Below are 24,420 nucleotides of genomic sequence, written 5' to 3' on the forward strand. Positions count from 1 at the left end.
ACGCTCCAAGGAACGTCGCGGGGTGCCGGTGGTGCTCGGTGCGGCGCCCGGCCGCCCACTCGGCCGGACCACCCGGCCGACCGCTCAGCCGTCCGTGGCGATGGCGGCGAGGACGTTCATCCGCCCGGCCCGGAAGGCCGGTACGAGGGCGGCGAACAGGCCGACGAAGGCGGAGGCGACGAAGACGGTGATGATCGTCGGCCAGGGGATCTCCAGCGCGTTGAGTCCTTCCAGCGCGAGGAGTTGCTGGGCGGAGGCTCCCCAGCCCATGCCGAGGCCGAGGCCGAGCAGGGCACCGAAGAGGGCGATGACCACCGACTCCAGGCGGATCATCCGGCGCAGCTGCCGGCGGGAGAGGCCGATGGCCCTCAACAGGCCGATCTCCCGGGTGCGTTCGACGACGGAGAGAGCGAGGGTGTTCACCACGCCGAGCACCGCGACGACGATGGCGAGCGCGAGCAGGCCGTAAACGATGTTGAGCAGTTGGCCCACCTGGTCCTGGAGGTCTTCCTTGTAGTCGGCCTGGTTGCGGGGCTGGTAGACCGGGTAGGGCGCGAGGGCCTTCTTCAGCGCCGCGTAGGCCGTCTCCTCCTGGCCGTCCTTCGCCTGCGCGAACATCAGCAGGCTGTCGGGGAGTTGGTCGGCGGCGATGTACTTGGCGGCGGTGGCGCGGCCGATGTACTTCGCTCCGCCGTCGATGCTGGTGTCGTCGGACATGACGGCGGCGACCGTGAGCTTCGCCGTACCGCCGGCCTTGAACGCCACGTCGAGGGAGTCGCCGACCTTGACGCCGTGCTTCGTCGCGTAGTCCTCGCCGACGGCGACGGCGTCCTCGGCGTAGGCGGCGGCGAGGTCGCCGGAGAGGACCTCGCGGTGCACGTCCTGCTGGTAGCTGGAGTCGGCGGCGACCAGGCCGTCGTCGTCCTTGCCGCCGTCCGGGGAGGTCAGGGTGGCGTTGAGGTAGGTGTAGTGGGTGACGTGCTCCAGGCCGGGGACGGCCTCGATGGCCTTGGCGGCCTGGGGCACGATCGGCTGGCCGTCGGCGGTCTGCACGATGAAGTCCGCGCCCACCGACTTGTCGAGTTCGTCGCTGACGGAGGCGACCATGGACGCGCCGACGACCGAGAGGCAGGCCACCAGGGCGAGGCCGATCATCAGGGCCGCGCCGGTGGCTCCGGTGCGGCGCGGGTTGCGCAGGGCGTTGCGTTCGGCCATGCGGCCGACCGGGCCGAAGAACCGGAGCAGGACCGCGCTGAGCGCCCGTACGACGACTCCGGCGAGGAGCGGGCCGATCACGATGAACCCGAGGAGGGTGAGGACCACGCCCGCACCGAGCAGGACCGATCCGCCCTTCGCCTCGTCCGCGCTCGCCGTGGCCCAGAGGGCTGCGGCGCCGGCGCCGGTGAGGAGGACGCCGAGGGCGGCGCGGACGCGTCCGGCCTGGCCGTCGGCGGGGGTACCGGCGTCCCGCAGGGCGGCCATCGGCGACACCTTCCCGGCACGCCGGGCGGGTACGTAAGCGGCGAGCACGGTGACGACGATGCCGAGCGCGAGGCCGACGACGGGGGTGGTCCAGGCGACGGTGAGGTCGTCGGTGGACAGCTCCATGCCGACGGCGCCCATCAGCTGCATGAGGCCGACCGCGAGCCCGACGCCCGCCGCGACGCCGAGGACCGAGCCGACGATGCCGAGGAGGAAGGCTTCGACGAGTACGGAGCGGTTGACCTGGCGGCGGCTGGAGCCGATGGCGCGCATCAGGCCGAGTTCGCGGGTGCGTTGGGCGACCAGCATGGAGAAGGTGTTGACGATGAGGAAGATGCCGACGAGGAAGGCGATTCCGGCGAAGCCGAGCATCGCGTACTTCATCACGTCGAGGAAGGACCCCATGGAGTCCTTGCCGTCCTCGGCCGATTCGGCCTGCGTCTTCAGGGTGTAGAGCGAGGTGTCGCCGAGCGCCGTCGCCACGTTGGCCTTCAACTGGGCGTCCGAGACGCCGGGTTCGGCGGTGACGCTGATCATGCTGTACGAGTCGGGGCGGCCGAGGAGCTTCGTCTGGGCGGTCTCGGTGTCGAAGTAGGCGATGGCCGCGCCGGGGTTGGTGACGGTGAACTCGGCGATACCGACGATCTTCGCCCGGAGGTCACCGGCCGAGGTGATGGTGCGCAGCTCGTCGCCGAGCTTCAGGCCGTGCTTGTCGGCGGTGCCCGAGTCGATCATCATCTCGGTGGGTCCGCGCGGCGCGTGGCCCGAGCTGATCTTCATCGAACGCAGGTCGTTGCGCGTCCAGTTGCCCGCGATGGTCGGGGCACCGGTCTCCGGGCTGAGGTTCTTGTCGTGACTGTCGACGAGCGTCACCTGGACGGTGGAGACCTGGCCCTCGGCGTACTTGACGCCCTCGGCCTTCTCGACCTGCGCGAGGAGCGAGGCCGGCATGGTCTCCGGCTTGCCGTAGTCCGGTACGGCGTCGGGCTCCTCGGCCGACTTGAGGCCGACCGAGACGTCCGGCGCGGAGACCGTGAAGAGCTTGTCGAACGTCGTGTTCATGGTGTCGGTGAAGACGAGCGTGCCGCAGACGAAGGCCACCGACAGCAGGACGGCGACGGCCGAGAGGGCCATCCGCCCCTTGTGCGCGAGGAAGTTGCGCAGCGAGGTCTTGAAGACGGTCATGACGTCCGCCCACGGGTGTCGAAGTTCTTCATCCGGTCGAGGACCTGGTCGGCCGTGGGGTTGCGCATCTCGTCGACGATCTTGCCGTCCGCGAGGTAGAGCACCCGGTCCGCGTAGGACGCGGCGACCGGGTCGTGGGTGACCATGACGATGGTCTGGCCCAGCTGGTCCACGGAGGTGCGGAGGAAGGAGAGCACCTCGGCGCCGGCCCGCGAGTCGAGGTTTCCGGTCGGCTCGTCGCCGAAGATGATCTCGGGCCGGGCGGCCAGCGCGCGGGCGACCGCGACGCGCTGCTGCTGGCCTCCGGAGAGCTGCGTCGGCCGGTGCTTCAGCCGGTCGCCGAGGCCCACGGTCTCCACGACCTGCTGGAGCCAGGCGGCGTCGGGCTTGCGGCCCGCGATGTCCATCGGCAGCGTGATGTTCTCCAACGCGTTCAGCGTCGGCAGCAGGTTGAACGCCTGGAAGATGAACCCGATGCGGTCGCGGCGGAGTTGGGTGAGCTTCTTGTCCTTGAGGCCGGTGATCATCGTCTCGTGGAGGAAGATCTCGCCGGAGGACACCGTGTCGAGACCGGCCAGGCAGTGCATCAGCGTCGACTTGCCGGAGCCCGACGGGCCCATGATCGCGGTGAACTCGCCGCGTGCGATGTCGACATCGACGTGGTCGAGGGCGACGACCCGGGTCTCGCCGGTGCCGTACGCCTTCACCACCTGACGTGCTCGCGCTGCCACGGCAGTCCGTTCTCCGGCGCCCCCGTGCCTGGGATTGGTCACAGCCGTCGTCACGATTCTCTCCTCCGGGGTCGGGCGTACACCGCCCTGCGAACGCGGTGGACCCCACCCGTCCACCGTCACCGGCCGCACTCCGCGACCTGATGAATACGCTAGGGAATGACGTGCCCCGATCACGTCGTCCACGGGGAGGACCGTCCCCTTGGGCGCTGGGGGGAGGTTCCCCTAGGGGTTCGCGGAACAGGCCTCGTCCTGGAGACGGTGGGGGTAACCCCCCTCGCCCTGGAGACGGCGGGAGGGGGAACCCCCCGGTCGTCCGCCGGCCGGCGCCTCCCCGGGCTCGTACGGCGGCGCGCCCGTGGGGCTCCGTGCCGCCGGGCTCACGGGTGGCTGCCGGTGGGGACCGGCTCGTGCCGTGCCGTCCGGTCCTCTCCGGGCAGCAGGAGCGGTGTGGCCAGGATGAGCAGCCCCGCGACCGCGAGAGCGGTGCGCGGCCCGGTGACGTCAGCGAGCAGCCCGGCGAGTGCGGTGAGGACGGCGATGGACGCCTGCTGGCCGATCGACCATGCCGTCAGGGTGCGGGCGACGAGATGCTCGGGGGTGTGTTCGAGCCGGTAGGTGGCGAGCACCGGGCCGTACAGGCTCATGTTGACGATGATGGCCAGCTCGACGGCCATCACGGTGACGAGGCCGACGACACCCGGGCCGACGAAGGCCAGGCCGATCAGCCAGACGGCACGCAGGGTGCCGACGATCCGGAAGACCCGGTGCCGGCCGAAGCGGGCCACGACACGGCGGGCCAGCCGGGAGCCGATGAGCCCGCCGAGGCAGGGGGCGGCGAAGGCGAGGGCGTACTGCCAGGGCGGGAACCCGAGCGTGCGGAGCAGGAGCACGGCCAGCAGCGGTTCGGTGGCCATGATCAGCCCGCCGACGACCACCTGGTTGAGGTAGAGGGGCCGCAGAACGGGGTGGCCCATGAGGTGCCGCAGGCCGTCGAGCGGTGCGCCCGCCCCGAACGGGCTCTTTCCGGTCGCTCGCGGTGCTTCTTCCCGGCCGCGAATCGCGGTGATGCCCAGCGCGGAGAGCAGGTAGCTGAGCGCGTCGGCCACCACGGTGGTGACCGGCCCGAACAGGCCGATCGCCGCCCCGCCCAGCGGCGGCCCGACCGCGATGGAGCTCCAGTTCGTGGACTCGAACCGGGCGTTGGCGACGAGCAGGTCGTCCGGTCGCACGAGGGCCTTGAGGTGGGCGCCGCTCGCCGCGTTGAAGGCGATCTTGGCTGCGGCGACCACGGCCGAGACCACGAAGAGCTGGACGAGACCCAGCCGTCCGAGGGCGTAGGCGACCGGGATCGTCGCCATGGCCGTGCATCTGGCCAGATCCATCATGATCATGACCGGGCGCTTGCGCCGGATCTCCACCCACGGCGCGAGCGGCACCGCGATCAGCGCACCCACCGCCGGCCCCACTGCGGACAGTGCGGACACCTCGGCGGGGCCGGCGCGCAACGCCAGCACGGCGATCAGCGGCAATGCCCCGAATCCGAGCCCGGACCCGTACGCGCTCACCGCGTACGACGCCCACAGCCAGCCGAACGGCCGGCCCAACCGCGTTCTGCCCATGCCCAGCACACTCCCCTTGAGGACCCGTTCGAACAAACCGACGTTGACCCGGGAGAGACAATCGGGCGCGACCATCGCAGGTCAAACAACCGGCGGACCGGAAATCCACAACCATCGGTTGTTCAGCAAGCCTGTCCGGCCATTCCTGTCGGACAGGCCTAAGGTGGGTCGGCGTGGACCTCGAAGCAGTACGCACCTTCGTCGCCGTCACGGAAGCGGGCCAGTTCCGGCAGGCCGCCGCCGACCTGTCCATCACCCAGCAGGCCGTCTCCAAACGCGTCGCCGCGCTGGAGCGCGACCTGGGCGTCCGGCTGTTCACCCGCGCCCCACGCGGCGCCGAACTCACCATCGACGGGCGGGCGTTCCTGCCCCATGCGCGCGAGCTGCTGCGCGTCGCCGAGCGTGCGCGCGCGTCCGTGCGCCCCGGCAGCCGTCCGCTGCGCGTCGACGTGATCACCTCGCGCAGCGCGCAGTCGGGCCTGATGCGCGACTTCCATCGCGCGCACCCCGGTATCGAGCTCGACGTGATGATGCTGTTCGACATCGAGACCGCCGTCACCGCCATCCGGTCCGGTGCGATCGACGCGTCCTTCCGTGCGGTCGCCGCGCCCGGCCGGCCCCTTCCCGAGGACATCGTCTCCGTCCGGGTCCTCGACGAGCCGCTCCAGCTCCTCACCGGCCCCGCCCACGCACTGGCGGACGCCCGGTCGGTGACCGTCGCCCAGCTCGCCGGGCACCGGATCTGGATGCCCGGTCTCACCCCCGGTACCGAATGGGCCGCCTACTACGACGACCTCGTCGCCGAGTTCGGCCTCACCATCGAGGCGACCGGCCCCAACTTCGGCTCCGACGCGCTCCTCGACACCATCGCCGACACCCCGGCCCTGGCCACCTTCATGGGCGAGCACTCCCGCCTCATCTGGCCCGCCGGCCACGGCCTGCGCCGCATCCCGGTGACCGGTCCGACGCCCGTCTACCCGCACTCGCTCCTCTGGCATCGCGACAACCCCCACCCGGCGCTGGCCACCCTCCGCGCCCACCTCGCCACCGCGACGGCCGGCCACGGTGCCGCCGGGACCTGGGTGCCGGACTGGGTGCTCGCGCACTGAGCGCCCCGCGCGCCGAGCGCACCCGCCGCAGAGAGCGGCAGACCCCGTGCCGAACGGAGTGAGACAGTGGTCCCCGGCAGATACGTGCAGGGGGAAGGAATGTCTGTGGGCGCCACGAGCAACCCGGACGGCACCGACGCGGGCCGCGACCCCGCCACCGCCCCGGATCCGGCGGCGTCGCCGCGTCCCCCCGTGCCCCGGGCCGTCGTCGCGGCGCTGATGGTGGCGATGGCGCTGGCCGCCGTGGACGGCACGATCGTCTCCACGGCGGTACCGCAGATCGTCGGCGACCTCGGCGGGTTCACGGTGTTCTCGTGGCTGTTCTCCGGCTACCTGCTGGCGGTGACCGTCACCCTGCCGGTGTACGGGAAGCTCTCCGACACCTTCGGCCGCAAGCCCGTGCTGGTGGCCGGAATCGTGCTGTTCGCGGTGGGTTCGCTGCTCTGCGCGTCCGCGTGGAACATGACGGCGCTGATCGCCTTCCGGGTCGTCCAGGGTCTGGGCGGCGGGGCGCTCCAGGGGACGGTGCAGACCATCGCGGCCGATCTCTTCCCGCTCAAGGAGCGCCCGAAGATCCAGGCCAAGATATCGACGGTCTGGGCGACTTCGTCCGTGGCGGGGCCCGCGATCGGCGGTCTGCTCGCCACGTACGCGGACTGGCGCTGGATCTTCCTGGTGAACCTGCCGGTCGGCGCCCTGGCGCTCTGGCTGGTGGTACGCCACTTCCACGAGCCGTCCCGCCCGCGCCCCGCCACGGCGACCCGGATCGACTGGGCGGGCGCGCTCGGCATCTTCGCCTCCACCGCGCTGCTGCTGACCGCCCTCGTGCAGGGCGGGGTCGCCTGGGACTGGTTCTCGGTACCGTCGCTGACCCTGTTCGGGGCGAGCGTGGTGCTCGCCGCACTGACGGTCGCGGTGGAGCGGCGCGCGGTCGACCCGATCGTGCCGGGGTGGGTGTGGCGGCGGCGCCCGATCGCGGCGGTCAATCTGGCGCTGGGCGCGATGGGCCTGCTGATGGTGGCGCCGACCGTGTTCCTGCCGACGTACGCGCAGTCGGTGCTCGGGCTCGGGGCGATCCCGGCCGGCTTCGTGCTCTCGGTGATGACGCTGAGCTGGCCGGTGTCGGCGGCCCTGTCGAACCGGGTGTACGGGCGGATCGGGTTCCGCTCCACCGCGATGATCGGCATGGGCGGCGCGCTGCTGGTGCTGCTCGCGTTCCCCGCGCTGCCCTACCCGGGGGCGGTGTGGCAACCGGTCCTGATCATGCTGCTCCTCGGCGCCTCGCTCGGGCTCTTCCAGCTCCCGCTGATCGTGGGCGTCCAGTCGACGGTGGGGTGGGCCGAGCGCGGTACGACGACGGCCTCCGTCCTCTTCTGCCGCCAGCTCGGCCAGTCGGTGGGCGCCGCCCTCTTCGGCGCCGTCGCCAACGCGACCCTGGCGACCCGGCTCGACGGCACCGCCGGCTTGCCCGGTGATCTGGACTCCGTCTCGCGCGCGCTGGAGGACCCGGGCGCGCTGACGGCCCGCGCCGCCGACACCCTGCGGCGGGCGGTGGACGCGGCGGTCGACCATGTGTACCTGGGCGCGGCGGCGGCTGCCGCCCTGGCCCTGCTCGTCCTGCTCGTGGTGGCCCCGAAGCGGTTCCCGGTGGTCGCCGATGAGCCGGCCCAGAGCGCGGGCGGGCACTGAGGCACCCGGCCCGCTCCCCGCACGCCCCGGCCGGTCGTCGCGCCTTCCGGCCCGCTCACCGCGCGCCCAGGCCGGGCGGCGCGCATTCCGCCGATTCGCGCAAGGTCGCCAACTGGCCTATTTGCAGCGGCACTTCGGCCATTCTTGACCAACCGCTCGCTACCCGTGAGTAACGTCGCCACGATGCCACCAGCAGTCCCGTCCGCGTGCCTTGCAGTCCCCCTCGTACCGGCTCGTGCAAGGAGCAGCACTGCCCATGTCTCACGCGCAACCCGAGCCACGCGAGCCCCTTGAGCTCCCTCCCCCGCCGCCACCGTTCCAGCGCGACTACCTGCTCCCCTGGCAGAGCTCCCCGCCGCCCGAACCCCCGGTGTCACGCTTCCCGGCGACGCCGGGCACCCGCTCGCAGGCACCGGGCCGCCACCGCGACCTGCGGCGGCTGCGCACCTCGTACCGGGTGCTGCGCCGGGTCTCCACGGTCACGGCGCTCGGCTACTTCACGGTGATCCTGGCCCTCTCCGCGTACGCCCCCGGACTGATGGGCAGGGGCGTCGGGGTCGGCGGCCTCAACCTCGGGCTGCTGCTCGCACTCGCCCAACTCCCCATCGCGCTCCTGGCCGTGGCGCTCTACGAGCGCACCGCGCGGCGCACCGTGGACCCGCTCGCCGCCGAACTGCGCCAACGCGCCCGGCGCACCGACTCCGCCGTACGGCCGAGCAGTTGGGGAACCGACCGATGACCGGCTTCGACGAGTCCGCGCAGGCGACGTCCCTCGTGGTCTTCATCGCCGTGGCCACCATCGTGCTGCTGCTCTGCGTGCTGGCCGGCCCCGACCGGGACAACCTGGAGGAGTTCTACACCGGGTACGGAAATCTGGCGCCGCTCCGCAACGGCCTTGCCATCGCGGGTGATTACCTCTCTGCGGCCACCGTCCTCAGTACCACCGGCGTCATCGCGCTCACCGGCTACGACGGTCTGGTCCTCGTGCTGAGCACGGTCCTCTCGCTCATGCTGGTGATGTTCCTGCTGGCCGAACCCCTGCGCAACGCGGGCCGGTTCACCCTGGGGGACGTGCTTGCCCGCCGCTCCCCCGGGCGCGCTGTCCGGATCACCGCCTGCACGGTCACACTCGTCGCCCTCGTACCCTTCATGGCGGTCCAACTGGCGGGCAGCGGCAACCTCCTGGCGTTCATCCTCGGCTTCGACAGCTCCGGATTCCGCACCGGCGCGATCGCCGCCGTGGGTGCGGTGATGATCAGCTACGCCACGATCGGCGGGATGCGCTCCACCGCCCTGATCCAGATCCTGAAGACGGTGACGCTCCTCGGAGCGGGGCTGCTGATCTCCGTACTGATCCTGGACCGCTTCCGGTGGGACACCGGTGCGCTGCTCGCCGCGGCGGCACGGCGCAGCGGGGCCGGGGACGCGTATCTGCGGGCGGGGCTCCAGTACGGCGGCGACGACCTCGACATGATCAGCTCGGAGCTCACCGTGGTGCTGGGCGCCGCCTGCCTGCCGCACATCATCATGCGGATGTCCGCCGTCAAGAGCGCTCGGGCGGTGCGGCGTTCGCTGTCGTGGGCGGTGTCGGCGGTGGCCCTCGTCTGCGTGTTCCTCACCGTGATCGGGTTCGGTGCCGCCGCCCTCGTCGGCCACGGGGCCGTGTCGGCGGGCGGCAGCCAGGGCAGCAGCGCGATCCTCCAGGTGACCAGCGTGGTCGCGGGCGGTGGCCGCACCGGGGCGCTGATCGCCACGACGATGACCACGGCGATCTTCCTGACGCTCCTCGCCTCGGTCGCCGGGATGACCCTGGCCTGTGCCAACTCCCTCGCCCACGACCTCTTCGCACACGGTCTGGCCCGCGAGGACCGGCCCGCCCCCGCTCCCCGTACCGAGATCGTGACCGCCCAGGGCGCGGCGGTCGGCGTCGGCATCCTCGCGACGGTGCTCGCGGTCGTGGCCCGGCACTGGAACGTCCAGGCGCTGGCGATCTTCTCGTTCTGCGTCGGCGCGTCCGCGCTCGCTCCGGCGCTCGTCTACAGCCTGTTCTGGCGGCGGTTCACGCGTACCGGCCTGCTCTGCACCCTGATCGTGGGCACCACCGGAGTGGTGGTGCTGATGTCGGGCACCAACCTGATCTCCGGAACCCCGGGGGCGGTCTTCCCGGACGTGGACGCGAACTGGTTCCCGTACACGACGACCGGGCTGGTCTCGATCCCGGTCGGCTTCCTCGCGGGCTGGCTGGGTACGGTCCTCGGCCGCCGGCCCGCCGCCGAGGAGCGCCGCCGTTACGAGCAGGTCGAGCCGTGGATCCTGGCGGGCGCGCCCCCGGCCACACGGCGGTGACGGGCGTCCTCCACGGCCACCGGGCCCGGGGTCAGAGGCTGTCGAAGTCGGGGAGGGTGAGCGAGCCGTCGGCGGCGAGTGTGAAGCCCGGGTTGTGCGCGATCTCCCAGGCGTGGCCGTCCGGGTCGACGAACGCCCCGGCGTAGCCGCCGTAGAACGTCGTGGCGGCGGGCCGGGTGAGGGTGGCGCCCGCGGACTCGGCCGTGGCGAGGAGTTCGTCGACCTCCCTCGGCGAGCGGACGTTGTGCGCGAGCGCGATCCCGCCGAAACCCGACTGGCGGGTGTCTTCGAGGCCGCAGTCCCGCGCGAGCTTCTCGCGCGCCCAGAGGACGAAGGCGAGGCCGCCCGCCTGGTGGAAGACGGTGTCCTGGACCGTCTGCCCCTCCCAGCCCAGGGACTCGTAGAACGACCGCGCGCGGGCGAGGTCGGTGACACCCAACGTGACCAGACTGATGCGCTGTTCCATGGGTGCCACGGTATCCGCGACCGTTCGCGCCACGGCTGTCGTCGACCCGGCGCGTCACCTCGCCCGTCGGGCGGCCGTCACGGCGTCTCGCCCGTCGGGCGGCCGTCACGGCGTCTCGTCCGCCGGGCGGCCGTCACGGTGTTCCGGGGAGCCGCACGGTGACGACGAGGCCGCCCCCGGGGCGGGGTGTGAGGCCGAGGGTCCCGTCGTGGGCGCGGACGACGCTCTGTACGAGGGCGAGACCGAGGCCGACGCCCGCGTGCTCGTCGGTGCGGACGCGCTCCGTACCGCGCCGGAAGGGCTCGGTGAGGGTCGGCACCAGGCCGGCGGGGAGCCGCGGCCCGGTGTTCTCCACCCGCAGCAGGCCCGCACGCTGCCCGTACTCGGTGTGGACGGTGACGGTGCCGCCGGTGGGGAGGTTGTGGACCACGGCGTTCTGGACGAGGTTGGCCACCACCCGCAGCAGGAGCGTCGCGGAGCCGGACACGTGCGCGGGCCCGCCGGTGACGTCGAGCGTGATCCCGCGCTGTTCGGCGAGCGGGAGCAGCGTTTCGGCGGCTTCCTCGGCGAGAAGGGAGAGATCGACGGCCTCGCGGGTGAAGTCCCGGCGGTCGCCCCGGCTGAGCAGCAGCAGGGCCTCGGTGAGTTCGATCGCCCGGGTGTTGACCGTGTGGAGGCGTTCGACGAGTTCCCGCCGGTCCCCCGTGGGGTCGGTGCGCGCGACGTCGAGGAGCGCCTTCGAGACGGCCAGCGGGGTGCGCAGTTCGTGCGAGGCGTTCGCGGCGAACCGCTGCTGCTCGGCGACGTGCGATTCCAGCCGTTCGAGCATGGTGTCGAAGGCGTCGGCGAGCTCGCGGAACTCGTCCTGCCCGCCCTCCATGGCGATCCGGTGGGAGAGCGAGCCGCGTGCGGCGGTCCGGGCGGCGGCGGTGATCCGGGTGAGGGGCGCGAGCATCCGTCCGGCGAGGAACCAGCCCCCCAGCAGGCCGAAGACCAGCAGGAAGACGAGGGCCGAGGCGGCTGCGGGAGCGAAGACGTGCAGGACGACGTTCCGGTTGGGGTTGATCCCGAGCAGGCCCCGGTCGTTGTCGGGGAGATAGCGCAGCACGTACCCCCACACCACGGCCAGCAGGATCGCACCGGCGAGGAGGATGAATCCGGCGTAGCTGAGGGTGAGCTTCGTCCGGACGCTGAGCCCCGGTCGTCTACGCACGGGGACCGGGCGCGTCCGGTCCGCTGTCGGTGCGGTCCGGTCCTCCCGTGGCGATGCGGTAGCCGACGCCGGGCACGGTGGCGATGAGCCAGGGTTCGCCGAGCCGTTTGCGCAGCGCGGAGACGGTGATGCGGACCGCGTTGGTGAAGGGGTCGGCGTTCTCGTCCCAGGCCCGCCGCAGCAGCTCCTCGGCGCTGATGACGCCGCCCTCGGCGGCGACCAGGACTTCGAGCACGGCGAACTGCTTCCGGGTGAGGGCGACGTGGTGCCCGTCGCGGTGCACCTCCCGGCGGAAGGGGTCGAGCCGGAGGCCCGCGATCTCGCTGACCGGGGGCCGGGCGTGGGCGCGCCTGCGGTCGAGCGCCCTCAGCCGCAGCACCAGCTCGCGGAGCTCGAACGGCTTGGTGAGATAGTCGTCGGCCCCGAGCCCGAACCCGGACGCCTTGTCGTCGATCCGGTCGGCGGCGGTGAGCATGAGGATCGGGGTGCCGCCCCCGGAGGCGACGATGTGCCGGGCGACCTCGTCGCCGGACGGGCCGGGGATGTCCCGGTCGAGGACCGCGAGGTCGTAGGAGTTGACGCTCAGCAGCTCCAGGGCGGTGTCCCCGTCACCGGCGATGTCGGCGGCGATCGCCTCCAGCCGAAGGCCGTCACGGACGGCTTCGGCGAGGTAGGGCTCGTCCTCCACGATCAGCACACGCATGCCCGAAGCCTACGGGCCCGCCGTACGCCCCTCGGGCATCCCGCCGCCCGTCGGGCGTACCCCGCTCCCCCGCCACCAGCGCCGGGACGCCAGCCCGGCCAGTACGGCTCCGGCGGTGTTGACCAGGACGTCGTCCACGGAGGACACCCGGTCCAGTCGCAGGACGTACTGCGCGGTCTCGACCAGCACCGAGCATCCCGCCCCGAGCGCCAGGACGCGTCGCAGGGACGCCATCGCCGCGAACCGCAGCGGGGCGAAGAACCCCAGCGACGCGAAGACCAGCAGGTTTCCGGCGATCCCGAGCGCCCCCATGGTGGCGAGGTCGCGCAACGGTACGAGGCTGAAGCGGCCGGGGACCTTCCCTGCCATCGCGCCCGGCATCATCGTCAGCCACAGGAACGGCACCGTCCCGTGAACCATCCCCGCCTCGGCCAACGACTTCCGCCACGCCCCCGCGACCCCGGCGGCCCGCCGTCGCCCCGCCAGGGCCGCCGCCACCAGTACGGCCACCGGCAGCAGGACCAACGTCATCAGCACCACACCGTTGAACGTGTCGAAGCAGCCGTGCCACTGGAAGGCCGCGCATCCGCGCGCGGGCATCAGGAGCATCCGCCGCACCATGAACGCGCCACCGGCCAGGCCCAGAACGACCAGGCAGAGCAGCACGATCCCGCCCGCGCCGGGGCGGGACGGGGTGGCGGGCGGGCCTCCGGGCGCTGCTGCGGGCCGGGCCGACGGGGACGCGGGTCGGGTCATGCCGCCATGGGACACGGCGACCTGTTGCCGTGGCGTATGCGGTTTTCGATACGCCGGCGATATGCGGGGCGGCGGACCGGCACCGGGCTGCTCGGACCGCCGGCTCCAGGACGGGATCAGCCCGGCGAGTCCTCGAACGCGGGCGGGGTGCTGCTCGTCGGCGACGACCACGACGTCGGCGGCGGACCGAAGGCACGACGCCCGGCCCGCACTGCCAGGGCGGCGAGGCCGGCGTTGGCGCCCCCGCCGATCACGGCGCCTATGCCGAAGGGTGCCACCCGGCCGAGGACGATGATGCCCTGCTTCGTCCCGTACTTCGTGATGAAGTGCCTGCCGAGGACTTTGTTGATCTGACGCAGGGTCCCGACGGGCACCTTGGCGACGATCTGACGCCCCCAGTGCTGCCCCGTCCGTTCGGCGATCTTGCTGATGGTGGCGGTGCCGCTCCCCCCGAGCATGATCCCGAGCACGATCGTCCGGCGCCGCTCGATCTCGTCGATGGGCACTCCGTGGACTTCGGCGACCGAAAGAGCGAACAGGGCGCTCATCTCGAGAGAGGAGAGCGTCTCGCCCGCCGACAGCGCCAGCGCGACTCCCGTGCCGACGCCGGGCGCGGCGGCGGCGCCGCCGACGGCGGCTCCCGTCCCGGTCAGGGCGCTGACGTACATGCGCTCCAGGCTGCGGATCACCTGCTCCGGCGTCGCGTCCGGGTTCCGCTGGCGGGCTCGGGCGATGTTCTTGCGCACCAGGGGGTTCTGGGCGTCGATCGCCTTGTCGAGGAGATCGAGGACTCGCTGCCCACGTATGGACGGCGGCTGATCCGATTCGTCATGGGCGTCCGTCGCCATGCTGCGCCACTCCTGTACATCGTCAGGTGCCTGCCGGGATCCCCACTGAAGCAGTCGGGTGACCATCTCGTCAGACGAACAGGAAAGCCCACTACGAGTACGGGCAACAGGAGTGGCCGCTTCCGGACAACCGGCCACCTCACAGCGCGGCCAAGGGGTCGGGACACGCACGCCATCGCGCGCGATCCCGACAGCTCCCGCGCCTCGATCCGCCGTCCCTTCGGGCCGGATCTCTCGCTCAGGCGCGCTCAAGCTCCACCGGGAGCCAGAGTTCGGCCTCGGCCTCGGTCTTGTCCGGGGACAGCCGGGTACGCAGGATCTCCGGGCCGGGGCGGCCCCGGTACGGGTTGGACGGGAACCACTCGGCGTACACGTCCCGCCAGAGCTCCTGGATGGCCTGCGGCACCGGCCCGGAGGCGGTGAAGACCCCCCAGGTGCCGGCCGGGACCGCCAGGGCGGTCGTGCCGTCCGGCACCTCGCCGGCCGTGATCACCGCTTGGTAGTAGTCGAGTTCGGTACCTTCGGCCCGGCTGGGATCCAGATCGTCACAGACCGCGACGATGCCCTGCGGCTCCTGGTCCGAGAGCTTCTCCAGGCGCTGCAGAGCCTGCGGGTCGATCCCCCGGACGAAATCGATGATCGCCTGGTTCGGCCCCAAGTGCACCAGCGGGACGCGGGCCTTGAGCCCGACGACGGTGAACTCCGTTTTTTCCACGATGCGGTAGCGCATGCTGCTGCTTCCTTCGACGGTGAGGCGGAAGGACATCCGGGACTGGGAGTTGAGCGCGGCCCCGGTACGCCGGGCCTCGCCCGGACCGACGCCGTGCATGGCCCGGAACGCCCGCGCGAACGCCTCACCGGAGCCGTAGCCGTGGCGCACCGCGATCTCCAGCAACGTCTCGCGGGCCGCCAGCACTTCGGCCCCCGCGAGGGTGAGCCGCCGGCGCCGCACGTACTCCGACAGCGGCATGCCCGCCAGCGCGGAGAACATCCGGCGCAGGTGGTACTCCGAGGTCGCCGCGATACGGGCCAGCTCGCCCACGTCGATCGCCTGATCGAGGTGGAGCTCGATGTGCTCCATGGCCTGGTTCAGCCGCTCCAGCATGCCCGGTGTCCCTCCTCTTGACGTTCACCACGCTAGGAGGAGCCCATCACACCGCACCCGACATCCTGTGCCCGATGGTGTCGGGTGCGCGGCTCCCGGTCGGGAGCCGTGCGCCTACGGGACGGGGCGTACGGGAAGAGGGGGCCACCGGCACGCGCCTCGGCTGCCAGGGAGAGCAGGCCGCGACGGAGCGTCGTGAGGGCGTGCGAGGCCGTGCGGTGTGTCTCCACGATGGGTCGCCGTGAGCAGGCCGCCTCGGGCGCGGACGGCATCCATGGCCCCGGTGGCCGTGCGACCGGGGTCCGCAGGGACTGCGCACCGTCCGCCGGCCGACGGGCGAGTGGGCGCATGAGCGGAAAGGGATCGTCGGGGAGACCTTCAACGGACCCATGGGCCGGGAAGGTCCTCGCGCACGGCTTCCAGGTCGGCCGCCGTACGCCCGCGCGCGTGGATCCAGGCGTGGTCGTACGGCCCGTCCCTGCGTACCAGTCGACCGGGGGCCGCGTACCAGCGCACGGGCGAGTCGCTCCCGGACGCCCACATGGGGTGGTCGGGCAGGTCGACACGGGCGTAACGCTCGTGCAGGCGCGGCAGCAACGCGTTCGGCAACTCGCAGGCGTCGTAGAGGCGGAGGTGGTCCGCGCCGAAGAGCGACTCGCTCAGCACGAGTTCGACCCATGCGAGGGACATCCGGTCGAGGAACGGTATCCACCCGTCGTGCGACTCCACCAGGACCGGTGGATCGTCCTGTCCGATCTCGGCCAGGGGAATCGCCCAGAGTGCGCAGCCCTGATTCTCGTGGCGGAAGACCAGGACACCGCCCAGGGCGTCGTCCACGTGGAGTTCGGTGGCCGCGAGCAACGGGTCCTGCTGCCGGGTCATGTCGGAGCGGCGCCCGAACAGTGCGTACCCCTCGCGCAGGGCAGCCGGGAGCACGAATCCCAGCTCGGCTTCGGCGGACGCCAACTCTGCTTCGGTAGAACCGTCTTCGGGCTTCAGCGGAAGCCCCATCCACGCATGGGCGAACCAGCGCACGAAGTCCCAGGCGTGGGTGCGGGTACGCACTCCGCCCCGCAGTGCCACAGATACGTCGGGTTCGTCCAGCATGCCGAGCAAGCTACCGTCCACGCCGGGCCTGCCACCATGCCTGACCCCCGACTTCAGGGTGTCTTCACCGGAACGACGGAGAGGAGACGGACCATGGAGCAGGACGAGGCCCCACGGCTCGCGCCATGCGCGGAGAACCTCCACCGTGGGCAGCGCGCGCGGCGCCTCACCGTCGAACGGGTTCCGTAGGCTGCCCGGATGACCGAACCCTTCGATTTCGGGGCCTTCTTGGAGCGGCTGATGGACCGCAGGCGGCTGGATGCCGCCATGCTGAGCCGGGCTGCGGGACTCGCCGGGGGTGAGCTGTCCAGTGTGCTGCGGGGCGGTGCGCCTGGCCCGTCCGTGCTGCGGGGGCTCGCGCCCGCGCTGGAGTTGCATGCGGCGGATCTCTTCGTGATCGCTGGAGCCCGAGTCCCCGACGACCTCGCACCGGTCGATCCGGAGGCCGGATCGGATGTGCACCGGCTGGTCCGGGTCGCGGTGGCCCTGCCCGACGAACGACGCCCGGAACTGGCACATGTCGTGGGCTCGATGCCTCAGGAGGAGCGGGTTCTGCCCGTTCCTCCGCCGCGTCCGCACGAGCGGTATCCGGGCGGCCCCGGGGCGCTGCTCATGCGGCTGGTACGGAACCGCAACCTCGGGTGGACCGCCACCGCACACACCTTCCTCGCGGCCACGGGACGCTACTGGTCGGCCGCCACCTACGGAGGGATCGGGCGCGGGACGGTCCCGCTCACCGATGAACTCCTCGCGGACTTCTGTGCGGTTCTCGACGTCTGCGGCGAGGATCTGGCGGCATTGACCGGCATCACCCCTGCCACCCCCCGGTCGACCGGCCCCTGTCCCGGCGAAGTGGCCGGACTCATCTGGGACGTACGGCGGCTCACCGCGGCGCAGTTGGAGAGGGCCGTCGAGTACGCGGAGTCCCTGCGCGACCGAGCCAGGCCCCTCACACCCCCGGACGCGCCAACTCCGCCCGCGTCACCGGACATCGGCCTGCCGCCGACCGCCTCACCGGGCGGCAGGATTCCGCACTCCGGTGGGTCGGCGGACTCCTCAAAGAACCGGTAGACAGAACTGACCCCCCTCCCTCCCCTCCATGTCATCACCCGTGCGGGTGACTTGGTTGCTCCGGGGCAGTTCGGGCGGTTACGTTCAGCGCAACGACTTCATACGCAGAGCGACCCCCGGACGGGACGGCAATCCCAGCCGGGGGTCTGACCACTCAGGAAGCAAAGGACCTTCCCCATGGCTGTAACCGACTTTATCGCGCCTCCGCGCGCCCACTCAGGGCCCGCACACCCACCCTCCGGGGTGACCCATGTCCGCACGCGGCTGACCTCCGACTTCACGATCCTGCACAACGCCCTCGCCCAACGCCGGGGCAGCGCGGTCGCGGTGGGCGTCGGCGCGTACATCCTGTCGCTGCCGGACGGCGCCCCCGTGACCGTGGACGCGCTCTGCGCCCACTTCGACGAGGGCCGGATCACCCTCTCCCGAGCCCTGCGGGAGCTGGAGCACGCGGGGTATCTGGTCCGCCGCAAGGAGCGCTGGGCCGGGGGCATCATCCGTACCCGCACCTTCTTCCGTACGGTCCCGGAGCTGCGGCTACCGGAGTCGGAGGCGCCGAACCGGGTGCCGCCCGTACCGGTGGTTCCCGCGCCGGAGCCGCGCGTACCGGACCCTCCCGCGCCGGAGCCACGCGGACCGCTGCTGCCCGCCCCTCGTCCGCCCGCCGAGGAGCCGACCGTCCCGACCCCCGAAACGCCCCCCGGCACGAACCCGGCGACGAACCCGGCCGACCCGGATGCCGACGCCACATCCGACGCCACATACGCCGCAACAACCACCGCCACCGCCGCCACGACCACGGCCGCCGGCACCGCCCCGGACGAGAACGCGGACCCGGAGACGGGCGCCGACACCCTCGTTCCCCCGACTCGGGCGGACGAGACCGACGTCGAAGACGACTCCCCCCTCGGCATCACCGGTGTCGACCCGCAGGCGGTGGTGATCCTCGCCTCGCTGCGTATCGTCGATTCCCGGCTGATCCTGTCCCGGCGCGAAGTGAGCAAACTGGCCCCCGCCGTTGCCGACTGGCTCGCCCACGGAGTGGATGCCGCGACGATCACCTCCACCCTGACCGCCGCACTGCCGACGCCCCTCCGGGCCCGCCCGGCGCGCATCCTCGCCTACCGCCTCCGCGACCGGCCCATGCCGCTCCCGATGCCTTCGCGCACCACCCGGATCGAGACAACAGAGGATCTGAGCCGACCCTTTGACGCTCCGTCGCCAGTGGCGCGGCTTCCCTGGCAGACCTGTGACGGCGGCTGCGAGCGAGCGTTCCGCGCGGCGGAACCGGGCGCTTGCCAGGAGTGCGCCGACCCGGACGGCCCGGCGCCCGAGCACACCGCCGACGCCGCCACCGGTTCGATCGCGTCGATGCGTACCGCTCTCCGCGAGAGCAAGGAAGCGCGGGCCGCCGCCCCCGCCAGAAACCCGAGGTTCTCGGCCCGCAGACAGCCCTGGGCGCGCACGACCTCACTCGCCTGAGCACCTCCCGCGATCCGTCGGCAGGGCGCCGGAGCGCCCGGCCGCCCGGATGTCCCGCCCCTCTGTCGCCCGACACTTGCCGCAGAGCGGCAGCGGGGTCCTCGACCGCTCCCCGCTCACCCCTCCTGAGCCGGCGGGTTCGGCGTACGTCCCGTGAGGGCGGCGAGGGAGTTGCGCACATGGGTCATGCGGGCGTGCAGCTCCTCGCGCGCGACCTCGTGTTCGCGCAGTATGCGCTCGGTCTCGCGGACCACCCGCTCTTCGCGGACCCGCGCCTGGGCGAAGAGCTCGGTGGAGCGGTCCTCGGCGTCCTCCTGGCGGTGCCGCGCGGCCTCCTCGGCCTCCGTGCGCCCGCGCCACGCCGCCGCGAGGACGGCCTCGGCGCGACCCATCAGTTCGTCATGACGGGTAGTCACTTCGGTTTCCCGGGCGAGGACTTCGGCCTCCGAGGCCTTGTGGCGCTCGGCGTGTTCCTGTTCCTGGTGCGCGAGGACGCTCGACGTACGGGCACGGGTCTGGGCCATCAGCTCCTCACCCTCCGCCCGGATGCGCGCGGCGTCCTCGCCCGCCGCCGCCAGGGTCTGCGCCGCCGCCTGCCTGGCCTCGGCAAGGATGCTCTCGGCGTCCTCCCCGGCCTGGGTACGTACTTTCTCGGCGTACGCGCGAGCCGTGTCCCGGGCCTCGCGCCCGGCGGTCTCGGCGGCGTCGCGCAGCGCCTGCGCGGCCTCCTGGGCGGCGGCGCCGGACTCGGCCACCTCCTCCTCGGTGAGGGCCAGTATCGACCGGGCGCGCTCGCTCAGCTCCTGGTACGTCTGCGGGGCGAGGCCCGCCACCTGCTCGGTCAGCCGGGCCGACTCGGCCGCCAGCTCCTCCGCGAGGGCGGACAGCCGGGAGAGCTGGTCCAGGGCCGCGTCCCGCTCGGCCGAGAGTGCGGCGACGAAACGATCCACCTGCTCCGGGCGGTAACCACGTCCTCGTCCCCCCACGAAGCCATGTCCGGACACCGGTGCAGCACTCATCCCTGAAGCCCTCTCTTCCGCACGCCGCCATCGATCCTGAGGTCAAGGATGCGGCAATTGAGCCGGAAGTCGGAATCGATCCGCCGCTTTCCGGACGGAAGCGACCGGCGTCACAGCCCGGCGGCGTCCGCGAACGCCCACCGCAAACACCCCAAGGAATACCCGGCCGAAGCGGGCCGGACACGCGAAGACGCCCGCCCCTTCGAACTGAAGAACAAGGGGTCAGGCGTCTCAGCGTGTGCCGTTTCCGGCGACCTCGCGCGGCGGAGGGATCAGATCAAGCCATCCCACATCTGCTCCAGCAGCACCGACCACCAGCTCTCCGGCGACGCCAGCGCCGCCGGGTCCAGGGCGGCCAGCTGCGCCTGGAAATCGACGGTCCAGCGGCCGGCCTGCTCCGGGTTCAGCCCGTACCGCAGCCGCCACATCCGTCCGAGCAGGGCCATGGACCGGACGAACTCCGGCAGCCCGGTGTTCACGAACTGGGGCAGCACCGACTGCCCGCCCGGACCGGCTTCCACGGGCACGGCCACGATGTTCGCCGTGCCGTACTGGACGCAGATCGCCCGGCCGAAGTCCGTACCCATCACCAGGTACGCCCCCGCGTCCGGCGCGGGCAGCACCTGGCGCTGCGCGGCGAGCTCGGCAAGAGTCGGCACGACCGGCTGACCGGGCTGGGCCCAGAAGAACGGCCCGAAATCGGCGGGCAGCCCCGCCCAGACCAGGGTCCGGCCCACCGCCTCCGGTACGCCCTGCCGGGAGACGGACCGCTCGTCGAAGCGGAGCACACCCTGCGGGCCGAACGCCTGGAGCAGCTCCTCGGCCACCCCCTCCGGCCCGACCGGCGGCGCGGGCTGCACCGGCGGCAGCGGCGCCCGCACCGGGGCGGGCCGCGCCGGGCCGTCCGCCACCTGGTGCAGCTCACCCTGATGGGTGAGGAGGTGCCGCATGCCCTGCTGACGGCTCGCGTGGTCGGTGCCGTACGGGGCGACGCTGGTGATCCGCACCTGCGGCCACATCTCGCGGATCATCCGCGCGCAGTAGCCTCCGGGCAGCTCGCAGGACTCCAGCTCGGTGTGGAGTTCGATGACCTGCTGCGGAGGCACGTTCATGCCCCGCAACTCGTACAGCATCTGCCACTCCGGGTGCGGGGTGCCCGGCGCCGAACGGCGGATGAGCTGCTGCTCGCTGCCGTCGGGCGCGCGGTAGCGCAGCACCGCCTGGTAGCCGGGACCCACGGTCGGCGGCTGGGCGGGCTGCTGCGGATAGCCGTACGCGGGCGGCGGCGGGGGCACGGCCCCGGGACCGGGCCCACCGGGCACTCCCGGTGCGCCGGGCGGCGGGCCGGGCGGGCCGACCGGAGCACCGATCGGAGGGGCGGCGAACACCGTCTCGGCGTGGTGCACGTCGCCGCGCGGTCCGGCCGGGCCGGGAGGCGCCGGAACCCCGGGCGGGCCGGGAGGCGCCAGAACCCCGGGCGGCGTGGGCGGACCGGGCGGGGCGGGCGGCTGAGGCACACCAGCGGCACCAGGCACACCGGGAGCCCTCGGCACCCCAGGTGCGCCGGGCGGACCGGGCGGGGCGGGGACCCCCGGAGCGCCCAGGCTGACCGCAGGGGCCATCTGCGTCGGGACATAACCGGCTGCGGGCACACCGGGCGCGCCCGGCCCCGAGGGCGGCGGGACCGCGCCGGGGCGCGCGCCCGGGATGCCCGGGGCGCTCGGCGGCGGCGGTACGGAACCGGGGCGCGGACCGCGCGGCGGGACGGCGGCCTTGCTGGTCGCGGCGTTCGCGATGTCCTCGGCCCCCGGAGGGACGCCCGGCACCCGCCTGGGTGCCCCGCCCGACATCAGCGCGGTCGGGGCGTCGGCGGAAACCACCGGCGCGGGCGCGCCCTCGTCGTCGGCGCCCGAGAGCGGCGGGGCGAACACGGTGGCGGGCAGCGGGACCGCCGCGTCGTCCGAGTCGCGGTTGGTGTCCGTACCCGCCCACGGCGTGGCGCCGTCCGGCACGGGAGCGGCGCCCGGCGAACCCTTCGCGGGCACGCCGTCCGACGCGGTCGGCTCGTGGTCCTCCGGCTGCGGCCGGGCGGGCCACGGCGTCGCCCCGGAGTCCTGCGCGTGCGAGGTGGCGACGGGCGGCGCGGAGAACGGCACCGACGGCGCGGCGGGCGCGGACGGGGCGGCCGGTGCCGGAGGAGCAGCGGGCGCGGACGGGGCGGCCGGTACGGGAGGAACGGCGGGCGCCCCCGGCACCGCGTCGCTCACCGCGTCGTCCGCCGCACCCGGCCCGCCCGCCTGTGCGGGGACTGCCCCGGCACCGCCGGCGCCGTCCGGAACCGCGTCGGACGGCTCGTGCCTGCGGTCCGGAATGCCCAGCTTGTCGGCCGCTTCCTGGAGCCACTCCGGCGGCGTCAGCAGGAAGGACGTCTGGTTCAGGTCGATGCGCGCGGGCGGCCGGGGTGCGGGCACCGCGTCCGCCGGGGAGCCGTACTCCTCCTCGTAACGCCGTATCACCTCGCCCACCGGCAGTCCCGGCCACAGCGTGGCCTCGCCGCTGTCGCGGGCGATGACCAGTCGCTGGCGTCCGCCGTCGGAGACGGGGCCCTCCGGGCGGTCCTCCGCCCACGCCACGAAGCCCCGTTCGAACTCGCGGACCCGCACCTCCCGGTGCTGGTAGGCGGGCACGTCACCGTTGACCCACTCGTCGGCCCGCTCCTGCGCCTGTGCGAACGTCACCATCGCGCTCAGCCCTCCACCGGGACGGCACGCGCGAAGCCGCCGTCCACCATCAGGTTCGCCACCGTGTCCAGCTCCTGCGGGCTGCCCGCGAGCCGCTGGAGGAACACGTCGAAGTCCGCGCCGCACTGCACCAACAGCCGGTCGGACCGCTCCTGCACCGTCATCTCGTTCCGGTCGCGCGCGTCGTCGTACGCGCAGAACCAGACCGAACCGATGCCGTCGCCCTTCACCTTGACCGCCAGCAGGCCGCCCTGGACGAACGCGATGCCCAGGAAGTCCTTGGTGAAGTGGTCCCGCAGACACTTGTTGACGTAGACGAGGTCGTTGACCGCCGCCTCCTCGCGCACCGTGAAGAACGGCTGGTCCACCAGCAGCCCCAGCTCGGGGTCGAGCGCGGTACCCACCGGGGCGGCGCCGCCCGCCGCCTTCAGGAACGAGCGGTAAGCGCCCGGCAGCCGGTAGCCCAAGTCCTCCTCGGCGCCGAGGATCTGCGTCTCGGACACCGCGACGGCACCCTTGGGCAGCCGGAAGTGCGCGGGCTTGGTGCCCTGCAACGGCCGCGTTCCGCGCCGCTCGTGGTCCACCGGGGTCGTCGACAGTCCGGCGTGGTGGCGCAGCAGCGCCTTCACGTCGACCGGTACGAGCTCCATCCGCCGGCTGCCCGACACGTGGTGCCAGGTCCAGCCGTGCGGGGTCGCCACCGCGGGGATCGTGTCCCACAGCTCGTGCCCGGTCGCCGCCAGCGCGGCATTGGCCGACACGTAGTCCGTGAGCCGGAGTTCGTCGATGCCGAAACCCTCCGGCGGATCGGCGATCTCCGCGGCCGCACGCGCGTACGGGGAGAAGTCCGGATGGCCGTTCGCATCGATCCGAACACCCCTCGGGTGGCGCGACGCCCGGACCGGGTCCGGGAAGTGCACGACCTGCCCGGCGTAGGCCGCGTTCGGTGGCGCGGCTTGCTGCCCGAGCCGACCTGTCGTCATGGCGGTTGCCCCCTGCTGCGTCCGGTGTTCCGCACAGCCTATGCGGTGGCGCAACAGGCCGAACCGTCCCTCCGCGGCCGTCACCGACCGTCACACCGAGGTGACGGAAGAGCGACGGTTGGGCGGCTTTGAGCGACACGCTGCACCCAATACCGCCCCAGCTTCCCCACCGTCCGACACATTTGGCAGGCTGTCCCCCGCAACTCGGGGGATTGCACGGGAGGAAATCGACGCCATGCACGACGTACACACAGTCACTTCCGGGGACCCGCGCCTCAGCTGGAGCAGCACCGACTCCAGCCGCACCCCCCGGCTGCACCACCGACGCGACGGCATCCTGCCGGCCGTGGCCGCCGCGCTGTCCCTGCGCGGCGAGACGCTCACCTGCACCGCGGGCAAGGGGGACCAGCCACCCGTCCTGCACCACCTCGTGCAGGACTTCCTCGACACCCTGCCCACCAGCCAGCGCGAACGCTTCACGGGCCGCTGCCCCGAGGCGATACTCCTCTCCCGGCAGCTCACCGCGGCAGAGGGAACCCGCTCCAAGCGCGCCCAGCGCAAACCCCTCACCAGCGGCGAGGCCCGGCGCGCGCTCAAGCACGGCCGGCTCACCGCCCGCCACATCCGCGAGGACGGTGACCCCGGCCACGGAAGTTACGCGGCGCCCTGCCGCTCCTGCACGGTGATGCTCGCCCACTTCGGCGTACGCCCCGTCGACCTCACCGCCAACGGCGCGGCCACCACGGCCGAGAAGGGCTGACG

General features: G+C 72.6%; 20 protein-coding genes. 7 read left to right on the forward strand and 13 right to left on the reverse strand.

Annotation, left to right across the window (positions count from 1 at the left end):
* Positions 1–84 precede the first annotated feature (84 nt).
* The 3 genes from ACFWEP_RS09745 to ACFWEP_RS09755 all read right to left on the reverse strand — a co-directional run bounded on the left by ACFWEP_RS09745 (position 85) and on the right by ACFWEP_RS09755 (position 5,020).
* Positions 85–2,667: an ABC transporter permease gene (locus tag ACFWEP_RS09745; RefSeq protein WP_387368265.1), complete on the reverse strand. Its 2,583-nt coding sequence runs from the start codon at positions 2,665–2,667 to the stop codon at positions 85–87.
* Complete coding sequence (locus tag ACFWEP_RS09750) at positions 2,664–3,452, reverse strand: ABC transporter ATP-binding protein (protein ID WP_387368267.1); 789 nt, start codon at positions 3,450–3,452, stop codon at positions 2,664–2,666. Before ACFWEP_RS09750 ends, ACFWEP_RS09745 begins: the two co-directional genes overlap by 4 nt.
* A 326-nt stretch (positions 3,453–3,778) precedes the next feature.
* Positions 3,779–5,020: an MFS transporter gene (locus ACFWEP_RS09755; protein ID WP_387368269.1), complete on the reverse strand. Its 1,242-nt coding sequence runs from the start codon at positions 5,018–5,020 to the stop codon at positions 3,779–3,781.
* Positions 5,021–5,193: 173 nt separating this feature from the next.
* Between ACFWEP_RS09755 and ACFWEP_RS09760 the strand changes: the two genes are divergently transcribed.
* The 4 genes from ACFWEP_RS09760 (at position 5,194) to ACFWEP_RS09775 (ending at position 10,164) form a co-directional block, all read left to right on the forward strand.
* On the forward strand, positions 5,194–6,129 hold the full coding sequence (locus ACFWEP_RS09760) for a LysR family transcriptional regulator (RefSeq protein ID WP_387368271.1): 936 nt from the start codon (positions 5,194–5,196) through the stop codon (positions 6,127–6,129).
* 99 nt (positions 6,130–6,228) lie between these two features.
* Positions 6,229–7,818: an MFS transporter gene (locus ACFWEP_RS09765; protein ID WP_387368273.1), complete on the forward strand. Its 1,590-nt coding sequence runs from the start codon at positions 6,229–6,231 to the stop codon at positions 7,816–7,818.
* Between the two features lie 256 nt (positions 7,819–8,074).
* Entirely contained in the window at positions 8,075–8,557 is a 483-nt protein-coding gene (locus ACFWEP_RS09770; RefSeq protein WP_387368275.1) for a DUF485 domain-containing protein, read from the forward strand.
* Entirely contained in the window at positions 8,554–10,164 is a 1,611-nt protein-coding gene (locus tag ACFWEP_RS09775) for a cation acetate symporter (RefSeq protein ID WP_387368277.1), read from the forward strand. Before ACFWEP_RS09770 ends, ACFWEP_RS09775 begins: the two co-directional genes overlap by 4 nt.
* A 31-nt stretch (positions 10,165–10,195) precedes the next feature.
* Here ACFWEP_RS09775 and ACFWEP_RS09780 read toward each other — a convergent pair whose 3' ends face one another.
* The 7 genes from ACFWEP_RS09780 to ACFWEP_RS09810 all read right to left on the reverse strand — a co-directional run bounded on the left by ACFWEP_RS09780 (position 10,196) and on the right by ACFWEP_RS09810 (position 16,362).
* Positions 10,196–10,630, reverse strand: a complete 435-nt coding sequence (locus tag ACFWEP_RS09780) for a VOC family protein (protein ID WP_387368279.1) — start codon at positions 10,628–10,630, stop codon at positions 10,196–10,198.
* A 133-nt stretch (positions 10,631–10,763) separates the two neighbouring features.
* On the reverse strand, positions 10,764–11,843 hold the full coding sequence (locus ACFWEP_RS09785; RefSeq protein WP_387368281.1) for a sensor histidine kinase: 1,080 nt from the start codon (positions 11,841–11,843) through the stop codon (positions 10,764–10,766).
* A complete protein-coding gene (locus ACFWEP_RS09790) occupies positions 11,836–12,546 on the reverse strand; it encodes a response regulator transcription factor (protein WP_387368283.1) in 711 nt (236 codons plus the stop codon). Before ACFWEP_RS09790 ends, ACFWEP_RS09785 begins: the two co-directional genes overlap by 8 nt.
* Before the next feature lie 9 nt (positions 12,547–12,555).
* Complete coding sequence (locus ACFWEP_RS09795; RefSeq protein WP_387368286.1) at positions 12,556–13,302, reverse strand: VanZ family protein; 747 nt, start codon at positions 13,300–13,302, stop codon at positions 12,556–12,558.
* 116 nt (positions 13,303–13,418) lie between these two features.
* The gene (locus ACFWEP_RS09800) at positions 13,419–14,150 is read right to left on the reverse strand and encodes a hypothetical protein (protein ID WP_387368288.1); all 732 of its coding nucleotides are present in this window, start codon (positions 14,148–14,150) and stop codon (positions 13,419–13,421) included.
* 238 nt (positions 14,151–14,388) lie between these two features.
* Entirely contained in the window at positions 14,389–15,255 is an 867-nt protein-coding gene (locus tag ACFWEP_RS09805; protein WP_387368290.1) for an effector binding domain-containing protein, read from the reverse strand.
* A gap of 378 nt (positions 15,256–15,633) precedes the next feature.
* A complete protein-coding gene (locus ACFWEP_RS09810) occupies positions 15,634–16,362 on the reverse strand; it encodes an SMI1/KNR4 family protein (protein WP_387368292.1) in 729 nt (242 codons plus the stop codon).
* Positions 16,363–16,560: 198 nt separating this feature from the next.
* Here ACFWEP_RS09810 and ACFWEP_RS09815 point away from each other — a divergent pair, with 198 nt between their 5' ends.
* Positions 16,561–17,433 (forward strand): hypothetical protein, encoded by an 873-nt coding sequence (locus tag ACFWEP_RS09815; RefSeq protein WP_387368294.1) that lies wholly within the window; start codon positions 16,561–16,563, stop codon positions 17,431–17,433.
* 243 nt (positions 17,434–17,676) lie between these two features.
* A complete protein-coding gene (locus tag ACFWEP_RS09820; RefSeq protein WP_387368296.1) occupies positions 17,677–18,915 on the forward strand; it encodes a hypothetical protein in 1,239 nt (412 codons plus the stop codon).
* A 116-nt stretch (positions 18,916–19,031) separates the two neighbouring features.
* Here ACFWEP_RS09820 and ACFWEP_RS09825 read toward each other — a convergent pair whose 3' ends face one another.
* From ACFWEP_RS09825 to ACFWEP_RS09835, 3 genes are all read right to left on the reverse strand, one after another.
* Positions 19,032–19,934: a cellulose-binding protein gene (locus ACFWEP_RS09825; protein WP_387368298.1), complete on the reverse strand. Its 903-nt coding sequence runs from the start codon at positions 19,932–19,934 to the stop codon at positions 19,032–19,034.
* Positions 19,935–20,206: 272 nt separating this feature from the next.
* On the reverse strand, positions 20,207–22,675 hold the full coding sequence (locus ACFWEP_RS09830) for an SUKH-4 family immunity protein (protein WP_387368300.1): 2,469 nt from the start codon (positions 22,673–22,675) through the stop codon (positions 20,207–20,209).
* Positions 22,676–22,680: 5 nt separating this feature from the next.
* Positions 22,681–23,658: an HNH endonuclease gene (locus ACFWEP_RS09835; protein WP_387368302.1), complete on the reverse strand. Its 978-nt coding sequence runs from the start codon at positions 23,656–23,658 to the stop codon at positions 22,681–22,683.
* Positions 23,659–23,893: 235 nt separating this feature from the next.
* On the opposite strand from ACFWEP_RS09835, the gene ACFWEP_RS09840 reads away from it, so the two are divergent.
* Positions 23,894–24,418: a YwqJ-related putative deaminase gene (locus ACFWEP_RS09840; RefSeq protein ID WP_387368304.1), complete on the forward strand. Its 525-nt coding sequence runs from the start codon at positions 23,894–23,896 to the stop codon at positions 24,416–24,418.
* The last annotated feature ends 2 nt before the right edge of the window (positions 24,419–24,420 follow it).

The sequence above is a fragment of the Streptomyces sp. NPDC060198 genome, from assembly GCF_042728415.1.
Lineage (GTDB): Bacteria > Actinomycetota > Actinomycetes > Streptomycetales > Streptomycetaceae > Streptomyces.